The organism is Carboxylicivirga litoralis, assembly GCF_025499605.1.
GTDB classification, from domain to species: Bacteria; Bacteroidota; Bacteroidia; order Bacteroidales; family Marinilabiliaceae; genus Carboxylicivirga; species Carboxylicivirga litoralis.
Map to the genome: position 1 here is coordinate 1 of NZ_JAFMVC010000041.1, position 18626 is coordinate 18626.

Sequence of the window (18626 nt, forward strand, 5' to 3'; positions counted from 1 at the left end):
GAAGATGGAGCTTATTGGACGGTTGAAGGAAAGAACCCGAAGCAAATATCAAACTTTACTTTTGAAGCCTTATTCTGTGTGTTCCATAAAGACCCTCAAGGAAGAACCGACCTGAAATATGTTTTGCGCCTGATGAGCCAATACGGAAGAAAACGCCTGGCTATTATTTCATCTGATGATTTTTGTACCCCTGCATCTTTCAAGAAACAGGTACACCGCCGTCATGGATTCTTTTGGTATGGGAACGATAGCCAGCTCGACAATATTAAAAACGTAAAGCTGCTTGGAATACCCGAAGCCAAAGAGTTGGAGCGTGTAGGTTACAATGAGGAAAACCGCTTTTGGGTATTTGCAAACGGCTTGTACTATACTAAAAACTTTCATCCAATTGATGAATACGGTATCACTACACACGCTACACAAATAAACAATATGGATGAATTTGAAAACATTCCTCCGGAAAGTCAGATACGAATTAACGATACCTTTCATGTACTCAATACCACAGCAGAATTTATCGGCAAGTATGGAAAAGATAAGCTAAAGGAGAATATTAAACAGAGCCAGGTTCATTTGTTGCATTTCTTCTATCTACCCTATGGTAAAGCTCTTAAAATTGGCAGTACCGATGGTGGTAATCCATTCAAAGAAAACTCAAAGTATGTGAAGCCGATAAAAGGCAACGATTGGAACTTCGGAAAATGGGCAACTTCAATGAGTAGTGTTTATCCCGGTAATGCTGAATTATTGATTGCTTATTACATATCAACCGTTTTTAGTGACCTTATCTACAAAGCCAATTTCGGGTATTTTCCTTTACTGTTTCTGTTTGGGAAACGCCAATCAGGTAAGAGTACCGCAGCTCGTAGTATCATGTATATGTTTGGCAAGCCACCGATGGAGGACGGTATTAACCTCGCATCAGGGAGTACAAGTACAGGTATGCAGCGTAGTATGGATTCTACGACTAACCATCCGTTTTGGGGTAATGAGTACAAGAATAGCATTCACAAAAATACCATCGAGGCGTTAAAAGGTATTGCAGACCGAAACGGAAAATTGACAGGTGTAAAATCGGGTGGTAATGAAACACGTATTGCCAAGCCCAGGGGTTCGGGTATAATTAGCGGTCAGGATTTACCGACACAAGACCCTGCTTTATGTAGCCGTAGTTTATTGGGCGAATTTGATGATACCAACCGGGGGAACTATTCCGATTTAAAATCATTTAAAGCAGCCGAGGAAAGTTTACAGTTTACCAATATTACATGTTCCGTTTTTGATTTTCGGTATTTGGTTGAAGAACATTACTCAAAAGAGGAACCGGGTGTTAGTTCAGAGGTCATGGATGAACTTACCAGGGAATACGGCAATGTTGACCGAAGGACGGTACTCAATATTTCATCGGTGCTTACTCCAATGAAAATTCTTATGGAGCATTCCGATTTGGAGTTTCCATTTGATTACCAAACAGCAAAACAGGCTTTAATCCGCTCTGCAAAACTTACCATATCGGTACAGCACCAGAGCGATGAAGTGGAGCAATACTTTCATGTGCTTCAATCTTTGGTTAATCTGTACAAACTTACCGAGGATGTACATTACAAGATTGTGGTTGGTGAAAACAATAGCAAACAACTTTACCTGAGAGTTGGCTCGATACATGGACTGTACAGGGAACAGGCACGAAAAGAAGGATTGACCACACTTGACCAGGCGGTTGTTGGTGAGTACCTGAAGAAACACCGCTCATTTATAGAACACCGTAGGAAGAATGTATTGTTTGGCAAAAGCCGGACAAGTGCCTACATACTTAATTATGACATGCTCAAAGACCAGGGCATCGAATTGGAAAGGATAACCTTATAAAATAAAACTATGCAGTTTTACTTTAGCTATGGTATTAAAGCAAAAATCGTCCTCATTTCCTCAATCTCTATGAGGATAGATATTAATAGATTGATATTTAATACTATATATTTTTTTACTCTAAAAATAAGTGAGGACGGATGAGGGATGAACGAGGGATAAATGAGGGACGAGTGAGGGAAAAACGGCTCTCGTCCCTCACCTGTCCTCATTGTCCTCAGTTTAGTGCGTTGATAATGTGATATATAAATAAAAAGTGAGGGATGAGGACGGTTTAATAAAAATACCATAGCCCACAGAAAAGCATTAGCTTATTTCTTATTCACATTAATTTAACCTTAAAACAATCAGATATTTAATCTGAATTTTATATTTTTATACAAATTATGACAAGTCAAATATGAAAGATTCATGTTTTTTTGGAAAAAGGATAAAAGAACTTCGAGAAGAAAACAACCTACTTCAACGTCAAATGGCATACAGCTTAGATATTGACACTCCCCTTTATAGCAAAATAGAAAGAGGAGACAGACGAGCTAAAAAAGAACAGGTGGCTGTTATGGCAAAGCTATTTGATGTAGAAGAAAAGGAATTGATGACTTTATGGCTTGCAAGTCAGATTAATGAATTATTAAAAAGCAATAAATATGTAATTGAAGCCTTAGAGTTAGTATTAAAAACCCATAAAGAGCTGACAGAATAGAGTATTTGTTATGCTGACATTAGTATTAACAGTAAAAATAAAACCAAACCAACAATTGAAGATTGTTTTTTAAACAAATCCAAAGTGCCAATGTTATTATCAAGATAAAATAACTGAATCAACCTTATTTCTAGTTAAATTACTCAATGCTGCATACCAAACTAAATAGACCAAAAATTTCTGATGATCTTCTTTTAAGGCCACATCTGATTCGCAAACTAGAAGATAGCAGTCATTTACCACTTATTTTAGTCTCGGCACCTGCTGGTTATGGTAAGAGCATCCTTATTAGTCAATGGCTTGAAAAGCATGAAACAAAATACTGTTGGTTAGCACTAAATCAGGCAATGAGTGATTCAACTTTGTTCCTGACTTATTTCATCGAAAGCCTTGAAAGATGCTGTGCAGTTAATTGGGCAGACCTAAAAGATTTGGCTCAACAATACCATTTTCTTGCATGGGAAACAATAATCGATTTAATTATTAATAAAATTAATACTTTTAACGAATACGCCCGGCTGATTTTGGATGACTATCATTTAATCCGGAATCAGGAAATCCATCAGTTAATCAACGCCATTCTTAAGGAAAATATCAATAATTTTCAACTGGTCCTCATTACCCGTCGTGATCCGCCACTTCAATTCAGACAATTGCGACTCTATCAAAAGTTGCTGGAAATAAGGATGCATGAGCTCCGATTTAATAATAATGAAATTGGAGAACTTCTTAAAATGAAGCCCACGTTTAATTTCAGTCAAGATGAAGTTAACGAACTTTTGTTCCGAGCCGAGGGCTGGATAATGGGTATCAGGATGATGCTCCTGGCAAAGCCGGCTCCATACAAGGAGGGTAGAAAAGGATCTCTCGATTATGTGACGAATGATCTGGATATTCTCATCGATCATATTGGTGATAATTTTAGTCCGGAGTTTTTCAGACAAATGCAACTCTGCTCGCTCTGCGAACAATTCAACAAGGAGCTTATCGATTCAATATTCAGCTTTTCTCTCAACGAATCAGGAGGGGCAAATAATTTCCTTGAACAATTAATAGATTCAAATCTTTTTCTTATTCCTACCGGAGATGAGTGTAGCTGGTTTCGCTTCCATCATCTATTTGGAGATGTTCTGAAAAGGCGATTGAAGATAAAAGAACCTAAACTCATTAATCCACTTTACATTCATATAAGTTCTTGGTTTGCAGGCAAGGGACTAATTGATGAAGCTATTCATTATGCGATTTTGGCTGAAAATTACAATAGGGCTGGCAATCTGATTGTAGAGCATACTACCTCAAAATTTGAGTTAGGCGAATGGTGGGTTGTGAAGAGATGGATAGAAAATATTCCTGAGGAAATACGAATGAGCAATATAGATTTGCTGCTAATAGAATTGTATTTCTGTCAGGAAACTTATGAAGTTAAGGAATTTTCTTTTTTATTAGATACGCTTGAGTCCGTTGGTGTTAAAAACTCTAGCAAAAAGAATCAATCTCTTTACCTATATCATTTGGGCTATTATTTAACCTATATTAGCCCCAACCCTGAAAAAGCCTTAGAATGCCTGGAACAATCCAAAGCTTTGTATCATGACGAAACAGGTATGTTTGGCGGGCGCAGAGAATTAATAACAGCAAACACAAGACAAATGTTGGGGAGGTCAACTTTGGCTTTGAAACTCCTTAATGAGCATGATAAAAACTTTCAGTACGGTTCTGTTATGCATATGCGTTCATTGCATGCCAGGATATATGTTCATTTACAATCCGGAAATTTTAAAGAATCAGAGGTTGAATCTGAAAAATTCCACTTTATTGCCAAGAAGGGTGAATTGAAAATTATGAGAGCGTGGAGTTTGTATTTGCTTGGCAATAGTGCATTTCAAACAGCAAATTTGGACAAGGCTTCTCAATCACTTAGAGAGGTTATAAGCTATGACAAGGTTTTTAATTATAGGGTATATTTTGATGCCTTGGCAGGATTAGTTTTGTCGCATTCTCTAAAGGGAGATGCCAAAGAAGCTGATTCAATGCAGCTTACAATGGAACAGATATCTGAAAAATTTAAAAATCCAAAGTTTCAGACCTATGCACGTTCTGTAAAAGCAAGGGTTAATCTGCATAAAGGATTGGGAAAAATGGAGTTGGAATGGGCTCAAATGAATTGGCTAAATCAAGTTCAAGGACTGTATGTGTTCATGATGGATGTACCTGAACTTACCAAAATAAGAATCATTGTAAACCATGGTTCTATATTACAAGTTGAAGAGGCGCTTTGTGTTCTTTCAGAGGTAGAAGCTTTTCTGAATGAGGTACATAACAATTATCACACTATTGAAATTGAGCTTCTGAAGGCAATGGCGCTAGTCCGGATTGGTAGAAAAGAAGATGCTAAAGCGTCTCTTAATAAAGCTTTAACACTTGCTGAACAGAACGATAATATTCGACCAATTATTGAAGCACACCATATTATGCCATCCTTATTCGATCTGGTCAATCAATCCCCGAATTTTCGCAGACTCTTATACAGAATAGGTTTAAATACTTCAAATTCTGAGTTACCGCCTGTCTCAAATGCTGCATCTGATGAATTATCCCTTCGTGAGCAGCAAGTCATTCAGCTAATTGCAACCGGTCTGCGAAATAAGGAAATTGCGGATGAGTTAAACATCTCTGTTGTTACAGTAAAGAGTCATCTAACCCATATCTATCGTAAACTCGACGTTCCCAATCGAACTTCCATGCTCAATAAAGTAAAGAGTATGGCAATTTTTTCCTAGTAATCATACCTTTTTACGACTTTTAGACGATGCATTGCGCTTTTGTGTTGTCGTACCTTGTGCTGCGTTAAAGTATTATTAAAAATGCCATGACTAGCTTTTACAAAAAACTAATTATTGGCGTTGTAACTGTGATGTAATATGAGAGAGGAAATGTTTGCTCAAGAGAAAACCATACCTAATAATGCAGCCATTTATCAGATAAGATTAAAGGGTACGATCACCACTACGCTGATACAAATGACTGATGACATGCAAGTGCGGCAGGAGACTGACTCTGACATCATTAGCCTTATTGGCTGGTTGCCAGATCAGTCGGCGCTAATGGGGCTATTAAATACCTTACATGATATTCACTTTACGATCAAATCCGTTCAAATAATAAAACAATAGATATCAACTAAACTTTTTACTATGAAAAGAATAATTTTTGCCTTATTTATTACAGCTCTTATTTTTACGAGCTGTCAGCAAACAGCTACTAAAAAAGCTGCCGATCCGAATCAGGAATTTGATGTGGTCATTTTAAATGGCCGGGTAATGGACCCCGAAACCAATTTCGATGGCATTCGGAATGTTGGTATTAAGGATGGTAAAATTGCCATTATCACCGAAAGTGAAATCAAAGGTAAAGAAACTATTGATGCTACTGGTCATGTAGTTGCTCCCGGTTTTATTGATGGTCACCAGCATTGCTTGGAGCCTTATATGTATCGCCTAATGCTTCGCGATGGTCGTACTACCATTATGGATTTGGAAGTTGGAGCCTATGGGCCCAAATTAGATGAGTGGTATAAACGCCGTGAAGGGAAGGCTCCTTTAAATTATGGAGTGGCCGTTGCTCATGAGTTGGCACGTGCAGCTGTACTCGATGGTTTCAATGAGTGGGAATACTTTTATACAATGGATGCTTTAAAATCCCGTGTAAAACAAGGTTGGTCGAAAACAAGACCTAATCTGGAGCAAGGAAACGAAATTTTAGCACAGATGGATGAAGGTTTGCGTCAGGGAGGTATTGGCATCGGTTCTACGGTGGGTTATATGCGCGAGGGTGTGTCAACACGTGAAATTTATGAATTGCAAAAATTAGCCGGCGCCTATGGCCGTCAAATAGGTATGCATTTTAGAGGAACTCCGGGTAACGATGTGGCCGAGGTAAATGGTATACAGGAAATGTTGGCCAATGCGGCAGCCCTGGGCGCGCCAGCTATTGCCATCCATTTCAATAATCCCGGATACAATTTGGTACACGAATTATTGGTTAAAATGCGTGAACGCGGCTACAATGTATGGGGCGAAGTATATCCTTATGCTGCAGGTTCTACCGCTTTAAATGCCGTTTTTCTTGAGCCCGATGTTTGGGTAAAATCTTTAGGTAACAAATACGAAGAAACCGTGCAAGATGTAGCAACTGGCGAATTCTATACTCAGAAAAGCCGTGAGGAAATGTTGAAAAAAGAACCCACCAGAGCTGTTATCGTTTACAAAATGCCAGTGGAAGCCATTGTTGACTGGCTAAAAATGCCAAAGGTGGCCATTGGTAGCGATGGTATGCCTTTAATTCCTGATACGGGTCTGACCAGAAATACACCTTTTGAAGACATGCCAAATGTCCATCCCCGAACTTCTGGTGCATTTGCGAAAGCTTTGCGCTTAGGCCAGGACAATAACGTTCCATTAATGCAATTGGTTTCTATGACCAGTTACAATAGCGCCAAACCTTTGGGTGAAATGGGTTTAAAAGCCATGCAGGTGCGTGGTCGTATGCAGGAAGGTATGGTGGCTGACATCACCATCTTCAGTCCTGAGAATGTAAAAGACAATGCAACCTATGCGAAGGGAACCGCGCCATCGTCCGGAATTCCATACGTTTTAGTGAATGGAGTTATTGTTGTAAAAGATTCTGAATGCATGCCCGACAATGTTAATCCGGGGCAAGCTATCCGTTTCGAGCCTATAGCAGAGAGTAAACTTGTGCCTTTGAATATTGATAGTTGGCAAAAAGAATTTTATACTGTTCCTCAGGACTTTGGTGGAGCAGGCTTAAAATGCTGCGACTTTGCTGATGCAGAAGGACATAAACACTAAAGTCACCGAACAGTGAGTCGATTTGAGGAATAATCGACTCACTGCTTATTTGCGCAGTTATCCACAGATACTGCCATACTATCACAAATAAAAACAAAATGATAATGAGACTTACCTCACCCTTAAAAATTAATAGTCGGCGAATTGACAATTTCAGTATTGTGAGCCTGTTATTCCTGCTGTTTTTTTTACCAGTTACAGTGTCCTCACAAGAAGCCGATTCCCTAAGAAAAGAGAATCAACTACTCAAAGAGCGGCTAAACCGGATGGATGAACTGGAAATGCGAATTGCAGAACTGGAGGGAGACAAGCAAAAAGTGCAGGAAAAACTAGCGCCTGAACGGGCAGGCAACACTACTGCTTCACAAATGGTGGACATTCCTAAATCTGAATTAAGAGAATCACACCAGTTATTAACCGGTAGTGAACTGGTGGAAGATAATTTTCCGGCTTCGTGGCCTATGTTTGGCTCTGAATACCGCATGAAAATTGGCGGCAGGGTTAAACTGGATATGCTGTATGACATTAATGGATCAGGGGACCGATATCAGTTTTTAATGTCTCAAATACCAGCGGAAGGATCACCTGAAGATGCCAACCGTGGTTACTTTAATATGTTCGCTCGCGAATCAAGGATTAACTTCGACATGCGCCGTACAACTCCGGGCAAAGTACCCTTGAATATTTTTATTGAAGGGGATTTCTGGTCAAGTACCGGCAGCTCATACTTTCGCTTAAGACATGCCTACATTGTTGCCGGCAATTTCATTTTCGGGCAAACATGGACAACAACGTCTATTATGGAGTCGATCCCTAATTTAATTGATTTTGCCGCCGGTGATGCCTTATATGGTGGAAGAGCAACTCAAGTAAAGTACCAGAACCGTATTAACGATAAATGGAAGTGGGCACTGGGATTAGAGATGATGGATTATATAGGCATAGATAATGCCTTTAACCACCCAGGCAGCTCAAGCCTCGGCCTGCCTGCTTTAGCTGGACGCTTAGATTACAGCTGGAAAACAGGAATGGTTGCTTTGGGTGTAAATCTTGCCCAAATGCGCTGGGATGGAGGAGATAGTCTTTACACTACAGCCACGCAGTTAGCTGCTGTAATTGGAGGACGCCAGTATATCGGCAAAGACTTTTTTACCTTTAATGTGGCGCTAGGCATGGGTTCCGGAGATAATATTATGGCCCTCACGGGAAGTAATTCCAATGCAATCCTTACTCCTGATGGCGAGCTTGAAACCATGCCTGCTGCAGCAATTGTACTTGGTTATGTCCATAAATGGAACGACAAATTTACCACGAATGCATCCCTGGCTTATACTGCACTCGATCCGTCAGTATACCGCGCTCCTGAATCGATGAAAGCAGCAGCTATTGCGCACATAAATCTTATTTATCAGGCAACCGAGCGTTTTTATACGGGCATTGAATATATGTGGGGCGAACGCAGAAATAAAAACAGTGATTTTGGGCGTGCAAATCGCTTACAGGCCATGGTAAAATTTGATTTTTAATAGCGCAATTATTTAACAAGAACTATAAACAAAAACATTTTTTTGATTTAAATCAACCCTTATGAAAAGAAGAAAACTTATTACACTAGCTGTCTTTGTATCTCTTGCTGCAGCAGCAGTACCTTTGCTGTCCTTCAACATTGGAAAAGGAGAACAAATGAAAAATTCCAAAAAATTAAGAGTCTCCTATGTTGGTTTTTTCCATGAAACCAACACCTACCTCACCGAAGGTATGGGCGAAACCACGCTCGACAGAATGCGCACATTCCGGGGCGATCAGATCAGGAATCAGTTGAAAGGGACAGCCATTGGCGGGGCTGTGGATGTGTGCGAAGAAAAAGGCTGGGAGCTGCTTCCGGGTGTCTTGTACTATATAGACTGGTGCTTTAGCACGGTGAACGATCAGGCCTGGAAAGATGCCAAAAAGGAGATCCTGGACACACTGAAATCACAGTTACCCATAGACATCGTCTACCTTGGTGTTCACGGTGCCGGCATGGTGAACAGCACGCCCGATCTGGAAGGAGACTTAGCGGAGTCGGTCAGAGAAATAGTCGGAAAGGAGACGATGATCGTCTGGAGCGGCGACCTGCATGGCAAGATCACAGAGAAAATGAAGGACAATATGAATTTCTTCAGTGCCTGCAAAGAATATCCTCACATGGATATGAATGCCTGCGCACGTGATGCGATGTATCGTGGCGCTGCAATCCTGGCAGGAGAATCGCATCCTACCGCCGCCTATCGCAAAGTGCCACTGATGATGGGGATGAGTAATACCGAAGAGGAGGGCACTTTTGCAAATCGATTGAAAGAAAAGTGCATTGAAATAGAAAAGCGGCCCGGTGTTATTAACTGCTCTGCTATGCATGGTTTCCCTTACCAGGACAGCGACTTTTGTGGCGTGTTCCCGATGGTTACTACCGAAAATAACCCCAAACTGGCGGAAGAACTGGTAGACGAACTCGCGCAGTGGATATGGGATCACCGGAAAGAGTCCATCCTACCATTAGAAACTTTGGATAAAACTATGGGCACTGTGCTGGCCACGCTCGAAAAGGACGGCCACTATGTACGTAAACAACCCACAAAAGGCGATATCATCGACCATACACCTATCGTGATAGGAGACGCTGCGGATAATCCCGGTGGCGGAGCCGGAGGTGGCGGCACCCACCTGCTGAAGGCCCTTATGGAGACCAAAGGCCTGGGAAAAGTCGCTTTCATGTCCATACACGATCCAGAAACTGCAAAGGCAGCAGCCGCTGCCGGTGTCGGAGCAACAATCGATGTGAGCCTCGGTGGCAAATTTGAGAAATTGGCGGGAGAACCGATCAAGACCAAAGCCTATGTCAAGTCCATTTCGGATGGGAATGAGGTCGTTCGTGGAGGGACCGCTTTCAACGGCCCATTCCAGCTTGGCCCTACCGTTAGGTTGGTCATCGAAGCGGAGAATACGGTGGATGTCATCGTTATTTCCGGCCTATGCCAGACCTATGATGATACGCAGGGACGGCCTCATGGCATCATCATTCAGGAATATGACGTTATAGGTGTTAAAAGCGGGATGCACTTTCGGGCGTTCTATAAAAACTTTACCGACAAAATACTGATTGCTGATGTTCCCGGAACCACTAGTCGCGATATTACACTTTTCGAGCACACCCAGCTAACATATCCTATCTACCCTCTAAACGAAAACGCAACTTTTAGTATAGGAGATTAATATAAATCGATAATTATTAATATTTAAAAGAAAAGAAATATGAAAAGAAGCATGAAACTATTATTTGCTGTAATAATCTCGGCATTATTTGCAGTTCAGCCAACATTTGCTCAAAAACAAAATGTTGAAGCTATTTCTCAGAAGATTGAGAAAATTTCGGAGGGGCTGGTTGGCCGCATTGGTGTGGCCGCACAGGAAATTGGCTCTAAGGAGATAATCACAGTAAACGGCGATGAACAGTTTGTAATGGCGAGCACCTATAAAGTAGCCATTGCCGTCGCCTTGCTGGACCGTATCGATAAAGGTGAACTTAAACTTACCGATTTAATTGATGTTGAACAAGAAACCATGGTTACAGGTGACGGTGCTATCGCAGTGAACTTCGTGCACCCTGGCATTAAGTTATCGGTAGCCAATTTAATTGAACCAATGATAACCTTAAGTGACAATACCGCGACGGACGCCTGTCTAAAACTAGCGGGTGGTCCGGAAGCAGTAACGAAAATGATGCAAAGTATTGGAATAACAGATTTACGAGTTGATCGATATACCAGCGAAATTTTAAGGGACTTCTATGGTTTACACGACAAGGCTTATGCATCCGTTCTTGCAGAGGCCCTTGCCAAAGATCCAACACTGGCGGCAAAGCAACCACTTCGAAACCTTAAGTTCGAACAAGAAGACCCACGTGATCAGTGCTCACCAAATACCATGTTACAATTGCTGTTGGCTATCGACAGCGGAAAGGCCTTGAGTGAGGAAAGCCGCGAATTCCTGCTTGCTACAATGTCGCGCACTCGTACAGGTAATGGAAGGCTAAAAGGTCTTTTACCAAGGCGAACCCCGGTTGCCCATAAAACAGGAACGATTGGTGGTGTTGCTAATGACGTGGGGTATGTAACGCTACCCGACGGCCGACGTTTTGCTATCGTGGTATTCACCAAAAGCAGTACAACCTCGGAAGCTGATCGTGATCGGGCCATTGCTGAAGTTACCCGGACTTTATTCGACTTCTATTATTTAAAGTCACAAGACAAATAAACTTTATCGCGCCTAACAATTGGTTACAGCGGACAGCGCCATGAGTCACCACTGAACCAAAGCCTTAGGCACTCAAATAAACTAGACTCAATGATTAATTTTTAAAAGAATAGAAAGATGAATAGAAAGATGAAACTATTATTTACTGTAATAATCTCGGCATTATTTGCAGTTCAACCAGCATTTGCTCAGAAAAAGCAGCAGTCCAAAAAAACAATGACAAAGCAGGAGGGGCAGGCAGCCTTCGATGCGGTTGTCGCCGAAACTGCTGAACTGATCAAGGAAATGAACATCCCGGGGCTTGCTGTCGGTGTCATCTACGGAGACAACTCCTACAGCGCCGGACTCGGTGTCACCAAGGTAGGCACCGACGAGGCCGTTACCCCCGCTACGCAATTTCAAATTGGCTCTGTGACAAAAACCTTCCTTTCAACGGTGGCCATGCAGCAGTCCGAACAGGGCATTCTGGATTTGAACGCGCGTGTCGTGGACATTCTGCCTTGGTGGAGGGTTTCGGATCCCGACGCGACGTCGAAAGCGCGGGTCGTTGACCTGTTCCACCATCGCGCTGGCTGGTATGGCGACCATGGGTTCCTTCGTGTTCCTCCGGGTGGGTCGATCAGCGAGAAGGTCATGCTCCAGGCGGCTTACGTCGAGCAGATCTATCCGTTCGATCAAACCTGGATGTACAACAACACCAGTATCACCTTCGCTACCCATGTGGTGTCGCATGTCGGAGGAAAGCCGATCGAGACACTGATCGAAGAGCAACTGTTAGCACCACTCGGCATGGATGCGTCATCCTTTAATTACGAAACCACCCCTCCGGCTAAAAATTACGCATGGGGTCATCCACCGATCTACGGGGAAGGCAGCATCAGTGATCTCAAGCCGTACTACATTCCCATGATAAGAGAGTCCGCTGCCTCCGGCGGGATCCGGTCTACGGTTACCGATATGCTGAAATACGCCCGCTTTCAGCTGGACGGTAAGGACGCCTCCGGGAACCAGCTGTTATCTAAAAAAGCACTGGACTATGCCCACGCTCCGGCAGTCGAGGCTGAGGCTGGCGACTTTACCGGGCTGACATGGTTTGTCCACGACTACGACGGGGTCACCAGCCCCAGCCACGGGGGGAATTGGCCAGGCACGCGTTCTTTTCTTCAGTTGATCCCTGATCACAACTTTGCAGTGGTGGTTTTGGTACACAGCGATCGCGGAGTCGAGGCCTACAAAAAAGTTGCGAACGCAATGGTTAAAGCCTTCACGAAAATCGAGGCCAAGTCTCCGGTTGCAGCTGGCGTTGATCCCTCTGTGCTCGACCCCTTTGTTGGCGTCTTCAAGGGCAATTCCCAAAACATCGAGATCCGCAAAGAGGGAGACAAATATATATATGTCCAGTCCTCCTTATTGACCAAGGGAGCAGATCCAGCGCCGGCCAATGTGGCCAACACAGCCGAGGGCTATTTTATCATCACCGAAGGCCCAAACAAAGGATCTCTTGGTGAATTGCTCAAAGATCCGTCTGGAGAACTCAACTACGTGCGATTCAACCACCGGATCTTCATTCGGGGTGAAGGGGCGGTCGACGAATTCCCGGTCTCCGGATCGGTATTTGACAAATAGCCGGGTCGGCTAGGATAAGCGTCTTTTGCATCGTCAAAGGTTTCCTTTGACGATGCTTGGCGTTTTATCATAAAGGTTGGCATGGCCGCTCATAAAGATGACTTAACATCAGGCAGATTTAAATCTTTATTTACCAGCTTGACCAAAGGTTATAGCTATCAGGTTGAATTTAAATCTACACCGGTAAAAATTAGCTTTGGTTTACGGGAACGACTGATTCACCACAGCTAAAAGCCGGGATGTTATCTGTTAATGATGCTGACGAGCGTATGTTTGCCATTGAACAGATACCCCCTAGGGGAAACTTTGCCATTATGCTCGGGGTATGTATTTACCGGATTTGGTTTGGCGATATAATATTTACAGGCCTTACGCTATGCTGGCATTTACGGGAGTAGGAAAAGCATAAGACTTTGCTTTTTATATTGTATTTAGAAGTTCTTGGTTTTGATTTTAACACTAAATAATATTTTTTCACCTTGGATAAACAATTTTTAAGTAAAAATAAAAGAAGAACATGGATTTCAATTGTTCTTTTGGGAATAGCATTTAATGGGTTTTCTCAGCAATTTAACTCCGACAACTACCTGGCAATGCCACATGGCACAGGAACTTTTGTTATCACCGGTGGTGAACGTAATTCAACATTGTTAATGTCGTTTGCCTTAATAGACCGGTTTGAGTTTTTTGCCCAGGGTAATTTGTTCCGGGATTATAGAATAAAAGACTACAACCAGCATTTCACCACTACCTTATACGCCAAATACATGTTTTGGGTCAACCGAAAAAACAACGGTGGTGGAGCAGTATTCCTTGGCTTTGGTCAGGCACCCGGCAATTACACCAATACTGAGTATACACAAATGCATCGTAACATATGGACTGCCGTACCGGTTACCGTACCACTATTTAACAATGTTATTTCGTGGGATCTTATGCCGGGCGCCTTGTTCGATTACGAAAGAGGCCCTGATAAAGAAAAGGCCTGGGGTTTTACCTGGAGTTCCCGTTTGGCTATTTACAAAATCATTCCTAAAACAGCCATTGTGGGAGAGCTTTTTGGAACAGAAGGCCAGGCCTATTCAAAACCCGAATTCAAAGTGGGCTTGCGCTGGGAACCTAACGATTTTATTGTACCTGCCATTTCGTATGGAGCATGCCTGGATGGTTCAAATGGGGCTGGTTTCGAGATTGGGGTTGTTATTTTCACACCTCAATATTTAACTAAAGAATATATAAAGAGTAATAAAATGAACTTTTAATCTACTATATTGTGAGATATGTAAACTGCACAGAAAAAGTCAAATGGCTTTATTGGATTTATGCTTTATTGATTGTTTTCCCTGGCTTACTTAATGGGCAAAATGTGAACGATTCTCTTGAAAATGATTTAACGCCTTATGATCTAATGTCCAGCTATTATGAAAATAACTTTCACCCTTTCAAAAAGAAAAACATATACGTGGGGCTAGCATTTTCTCTTGAAGATAAAAAACTGGAAAACACCGATTACTTAGTGCAGCAAGTAATTGAAGGTGAAAAGTTGGATTATAACATTGTGGCTAAAGTAGGTTATTATACCGGAAATTATGGTATGGCTGGTATTAACTTCAATTACTATCAAACACATTTTGAAGGAAGCCTTTTCAGAGATCCGGATACCTTACAATCAAATTCAATTACCAGAGGATTTGCTATAACTCCACATTTTAGGTCTTCGGTACCTTTAACTAAAAATGAGAGGTTAAGTTTTTTTACCGATATAGGCGTTTCATTTGGCATGGCCAACAGTTTAAAACGCGAAATTAAATACAACGATGAAATACAAAAGCAATATGGCACCGATTATTTATTTGGTGTTGGCATAAGCCCCGGAGTTACATTTTTTGCCATGGAAAATTTTGCTTTTGAAATACAATTAAATGTATTGGGTTATAGTCTGAAAGTTTCAGAAAATAGCATAAATGATGACCCTTCATCAAGAGAAATACGCCAGAATGTAGATTTTAATATCAACATATTATCGCTGGAATTGGGCTTAGCCTATTATTTTGGTTCTAATAAATAATATTTACATAGAATGAAAAAAAATATACTTACAATAGTATTCCCTTTACTTGCAATTGTGCTAATACAATCATGTATAAAGGAAGATTATTTTGGTCTTTCCCCTTATGGCAATATTAAAGACATTGTGGTTAGCAACCAGGCAAGCAACGCCAAAATATTAACTGATAGCAATAAAGTGATTGTAGAAATTCCGGGAGGCGTTGATTTATCAGAAATTCAGATACAGTCTATTAATCTTTCTTCTTTTGCAGAGTCAGATAAGAAAGTCGGTGATATTTTAGACTTAAATACACCACAGAATATTACTATCACAGCTGAAGATGGAAGTATACACCTTTGGGAAGTGGAGTCATTTGTTGCGTCAGTAACCCCTCAGCTTGCCAACGGAGACTTTAGCTTGTGGTACAAAACAGCGTCTGATTATTATGAGCCGGGCGAAAATGCCTCAAACACCATTTGGGGAACAGGCAACCAGGGAACCCAAATATTAAATAAATTGGCAACCATTCCCGAAGATCTGGGAGCAGATAATCTGGCTGCCAAAATGATTACCCTTGACAATGGTAAATTAGCAGGCACATTTGGCGCACCCATTTCGGCAGGCTCCATTTTTACAGGTGTGTTTAATCCAGATAATATCGACCCGTCTAATCCACAAGCAGCCATCGAATTTGGTACTCCTTTTGTTGGAAGACCCGAAAAAATAAGGTTAAAATACTCTTATGTACCCGGCGACGAAAATAAAGACAAAACCGGAAACATTCTTGATTACCCAGATGCTTGCGATATCTATGCTTTGTTAGAAATTAGACTGGGCGGAAAAACTGAACGATTGGCTACAGCCTGGGTACGAAGTTCTGAAACACAAGAAGCTTTAACCACACTTGAAATTCCATTTATTTATGGAGAGTTGGATAATTCTTATCCTGATTATATGTTACCCAGTGACCACGGCTTTGTAAGTGCCGATTCGGCATCATTTGTTTTGCCTACACACATAACATTTGTGGCGTCATCGAGTTTCGATGGAGCAAATTTTGCCGGAGCAATTGGAAGCACTTTAATTATTGATGATGTGGAGATGATATATGATTAAACTTATTAGCTCTATTCTAATTAACAGTTGACAATATCTATCGCCGCGTATCTTGCTTGTTTCCAAGGCTCTACGTGCTTATTGAAAAAGTTTTGAATGTATTATGTGATTTATAGCTTCATCAGCCTGCCATAAGTCATTGATAAACATTAATTAACAACCCATCAATCATTAATTAGAATACAGCCAACTTATTTAATAAAATTGCACCTCCTATAGGATAATTTATTATTTTTAAAGTGCTAATTGTCAAGGGCATAATGTTTTTAATTATGCCCAATATATATTCCAATTCATTAAAAATGAGCCTCCTATCGGGGCTTTTCGTGTTTGTAGCATTTTGTGGTTTTACTATTTATTGCGTTATTCTTTGTTTTGTTCCTTGCAATACGCTGGTAATATGGTGGTATTCTCATAGTATTACCTGCTTTTCTCAAAAGCAGTCTCCTTTTTCATCAAAATATCTCAAAACAGCCTCCAAAATCCCTCATACTTCGGCAAGTTGGCAACAATTTTTTGGAAGCTTGACTAACCACATAAAAAGCCCTCTTCATTTTCCTCAATATTCAAAAAAGCGTTTAAAATATTGTCTTAAAGTCCTCAAAAGCAGTCTGCATAAGCTAAAAAGTATTAAAAAGCCTTCAAAAGCAGTTGAAATATACTCTACAAGTCTGCTTTACTCAATATTTCAGGTGCTTGTCTGTCGAACAGGCAGGCGTTATCGCTCATTTTTTAACCCAAATCCAACGCTATGATTGTACGCAGAACCATATTGAAACAGGATTTGGTAAAGAAACTTTACCCTGATAGTGTATCGGTTGATGCAGCCATGCAGCAATTAAGAAGAGATATTGAACTGTGTCCGAAATTGAAAGAGCAGATAGCAAATACCGGGCAAACCAAACGCCATTACTATAACAAACAACAACTTCTCTTAATCTTGGAACATTTTTGTATTACACTTGAAGAATTTGAACAGCTATGAAGTATTTCTTAGGTATAACCGATATTGAACAAGCCAAATTACATTACCGAAAATTAGCAAAGCAATTACACCCTGATAAAGGCGGAACTGCTATTGAGTTTCAGAAGATGCAAACTGAATACAAGGATTTGCTTATAAACTTACAACAAAAGCAAAAGGTCGTTACATCTTCAGTAAAAACTAATTCCGCAGAAAATGAATTAATAAACGAATTAGGAAGGCTTGCCAAAGTCCTGATAAAAAAGCAAGTGCCTCAGCATTACTTACAGGAGAAAATGTATAAAACGAAATCAACCTTAAAGAAAACATTGATTAGTCACGTAGTTGACATTTTGAATGAACTATAAATGGGACTTGTTTTATTCTTTTGTAAGAATGGTTTGATAAGTCGGCAGACCACCGACTTTTTTTTATGCTCAAATTCTAACAAATTTCTTCAAACACTTACAAAATCCTTCAAATACCATTAAACTCCAACACCCCCACCATTAGCCTACTATATGTTTGTTTCCATTATGGAAGCAAGCACAAAGAAAATATTAGGCACTTTAGCAGCAGTTGCAGCCGTTGGCGGTGGTTTCTACCTGATTAAAAAAGGCAAAAAGCTTCTTGCCGGGGCAAAAATGAATTTTGCTCTTTTAGGATTCCGCATCCACAAGATGAACTTACAGGAAGTTCAATTTGCCGTAAAGCTCCGTTGCTACAACCCCACAAAAGCACCCATCACATTAGCCGTTAACCAGGTAGTTGCAAATTACAAAGGTTCGGCGGTCGCTTATTCTACTCCCGATATTAAAGGACTTACCATTGGTGCTGGCAAAACACAAGAGCCTGAAATCGTTTTTCAAGTGCCATACCTAAACCTTATGGGTAAAGGTCTTACTCTTTCCGTGCTTTCCAATACCGAGCAGCTTAAAGCTGATATGACTTTCACCATGACCATCAGCGTTAATGGCGAAACTCTTACTACCACGCAATCATTATCAGAGGACGAAAATATGAACGGATTAGCATTGGGCGAATTGGGCATTGTATCCGGCCCACGAAACACCCAAAACGGTAAACGTTTCAACCACCTTATAAAAAAGGCAAACGGACAGGACACATTTATAAAAA

Annotated in this window: 15 protein-coding genes; all 15 read left to right on the forward strand. The window is 41.1% G+C overall.

Going from position 1 to position 18626, the window contains the following annotated elements; translation table 11 throughout:
• The coding region (locus J1N10_RS19480) for a hypothetical protein (protein ID WP_262328416.1) at nt 1-1869 on the forward strand (1869 nt) is incomplete at its 5' end.
• Nucleotides 1870-2269: 400 nt separating this feature from the next.
• On the forward strand, nt 2270-2572 hold the full coding sequence (locus J1N10_RS19485) for a helix-turn-helix domain-containing protein (protein ID WP_262328417.1): 303 nt from the start codon (nt 2270-2272) through the stop codon (nt 2570-2572).
• Between the two features lie 146 nt (nt 2573-2718).
• Nucleotides 2719-5352 (forward strand): LuxR C-terminal-related transcriptional regulator, encoded by a 2634-nt coding sequence (locus J1N10_RS21205; RefSeq protein WP_212220262.1) that lies wholly within the window; start codon nt 2719-2721, stop codon nt 5350-5352.
• Nucleotides 5353-5493: 141 nt separating this feature from the next.
• On the forward strand, nt 5494-5745 hold the full coding sequence (locus tag J1N10_RS19500; RefSeq protein ID WP_212220258.1) for a hypothetical protein: 252 nt from the start codon (nt 5494-5496) through the stop codon (nt 5743-5745).
• Between the two features lie 21 nt (nt 5746-5766).
• Entirely contained in the window at nt 5767-7440 is a 1674-nt protein-coding gene (locus tag J1N10_RS19505) for an amidohydrolase family protein (protein WP_212220255.1), read from the forward strand.
• 104 nt (nt 7441-7544) lie between these two features.
• Nucleotides 7545-8966 (forward strand): DcaP family trimeric outer membrane transporter, encoded by a 1422-nt coding sequence (locus J1N10_RS19510; protein ID WP_212220252.1) that lies wholly within the window; start codon nt 7545-7547, stop codon nt 8964-8966.
• Between the two features lie 61 nt (nt 8967-9027).
• Nucleotides 9028-10692 carry a M81 family metallopeptidase gene (locus J1N10_RS19515; RefSeq protein ID WP_212220249.1) on the forward strand — a complete coding sequence of 555 codons (1665 nt, stop codon included), beginning with the start codon at nt 9028-9030 and terminating at the stop codon, nt 10690-10692.
• Nucleotides 10693-10731: 39 nt separating this feature from the next.
• The gene (bla, locus tag J1N10_RS19520) at nt 10732-11733 is read left to right on the forward strand and encodes a class A beta-lactamase (RefSeq protein ID WP_212220246.1); all 1002 of its coding nucleotides are present in this window, start codon (nt 10732-10734) and stop codon (nt 11731-11733) included.
• Nucleotides 11734-11850: 117 nt separating this feature from the next.
• Nucleotides 11851-13359 (forward strand): serine hydrolase domain-containing protein, encoded by a 1509-nt coding sequence (locus J1N10_RS19525; protein WP_212220243.1) that lies wholly within the window; start codon nt 11851-11853, stop codon nt 13357-13359.
• Nucleotides 13360-13838: 479 nt separating this feature from the next.
• Nucleotides 13839-14621, forward strand: a complete 783-nt coding sequence (locus J1N10_RS19530; protein ID WP_212220240.1) for a hypothetical protein — start codon at nt 13839-13841, stop codon at nt 14619-14621.
• An 11-nt stretch (nt 14622-14632) separates the two neighbouring features.
• The gene (locus J1N10_RS19535) at nt 14633-15427 is read left to right on the forward strand and encodes a hypothetical protein (RefSeq protein WP_212220237.1); all 795 of its coding nucleotides are present in this window, start codon (nt 14633-14635) and stop codon (nt 15425-15427) included.
• Between the two features lie 12 nt (nt 15428-15439).
• The gene (locus J1N10_RS19540; protein ID WP_212220234.1) at nt 15440-16525 is read left to right on the forward strand and encodes a PCMD domain-containing protein; all 1086 of its coding nucleotides are present in this window, start codon (nt 15440-15442) and stop codon (nt 16523-16525) included.
• Between the two features lie 751 nt (nt 16526-17276).
• Nucleotides 17277-17510 (forward strand): DUF4248 domain-containing protein, encoded by a 234-nt coding sequence (locus tag J1N10_RS19545; RefSeq protein WP_262328418.1) that lies wholly within the window; start codon nt 17277-17279, stop codon nt 17508-17510.
• On the forward strand, nt 17507-17857 hold the full coding sequence (locus J1N10_RS19550; RefSeq protein WP_212220869.1) for a J domain-containing protein: 351 nt from the start codon (nt 17507-17509) through the stop codon (nt 17855-17857). The genes J1N10_RS19545 and J1N10_RS19550 overlap by 4 nt, the downstream gene beginning before the upstream one ends.
• A 168-nt stretch (nt 17858-18025) precedes the next feature.
• The coding region (locus J1N10_RS19555) for a hypothetical protein (protein WP_262328419.1) at nt 18026-18626 on the forward strand (601 nt) is incomplete at its 3' end.

Coding starts and splice junctions, on each gene's coding strand:
- J1N10_RS19485 (WP_262328417.1), top strand. CDS start 2,270: ATGAAAGATTCATGTTTTTTTGGAAAAAGGATAAAAGAACTTCGAGAA.
- J1N10_RS21205 (WP_212220262.1), top strand. CDS start 2,719: ATGCTGCATACCAAACTAAATAGACCAAAAATTTCTGATGATCTTCTT.
- J1N10_RS19500 (WP_212220258.1), top strand. CDS start 5,494: ATGAGAGAGGAAATGTTTGCTCAAGAGAAAACCATACCTAATAATGCA.
- J1N10_RS19505 (WP_212220255.1), top strand. CDS start 5,767: ATGAAAAGAATAATTTTTGCCTTATTTATTACAGCTCTTATTTTTACG.
- J1N10_RS19510 (WP_212220252.1), top strand. CDS start 7,545: ATGAGACTTACCTCACCCTTAAAAATTAATAGTCGGCGAATTGACAAT.
- J1N10_RS19515 (WP_212220249.1), top strand. CDS start 9,028: ATGAAAAGAAGAAAACTTATTACACTAGCTGTCTTTGTATCTCTTGCT.
- bla (WP_212220246.1), top strand. CDS start 10,732: ATGAAAAGAAGCATGAAACTATTATTTGCTGTAATAATCTCGGCATTA.
- J1N10_RS19525 (WP_212220243.1), top strand. CDS start 11,851: ATGAATAGAAAGATGAAACTATTATTTACTGTAATAATCTCGGCATTA.
- J1N10_RS19540 (WP_212220234.1), top strand. CDS start 15,440: ATGAAAAAAAATATACTTACAATAGTATTCCCTTTACTTGCAATTGTG.
- J1N10_RS19545 (WP_262328418.1), top strand. CDS start 17,277: ATGATTGTACGCAGAACCATATTGAAACAGGATTTGGTAAAGAAACTT.
- J1N10_RS19550 (WP_212220869.1), top strand. CDS start 17,507: ATGAAGTATTTCTTAGGTATAACCGATATTGAACAAGCCAAATTACAT.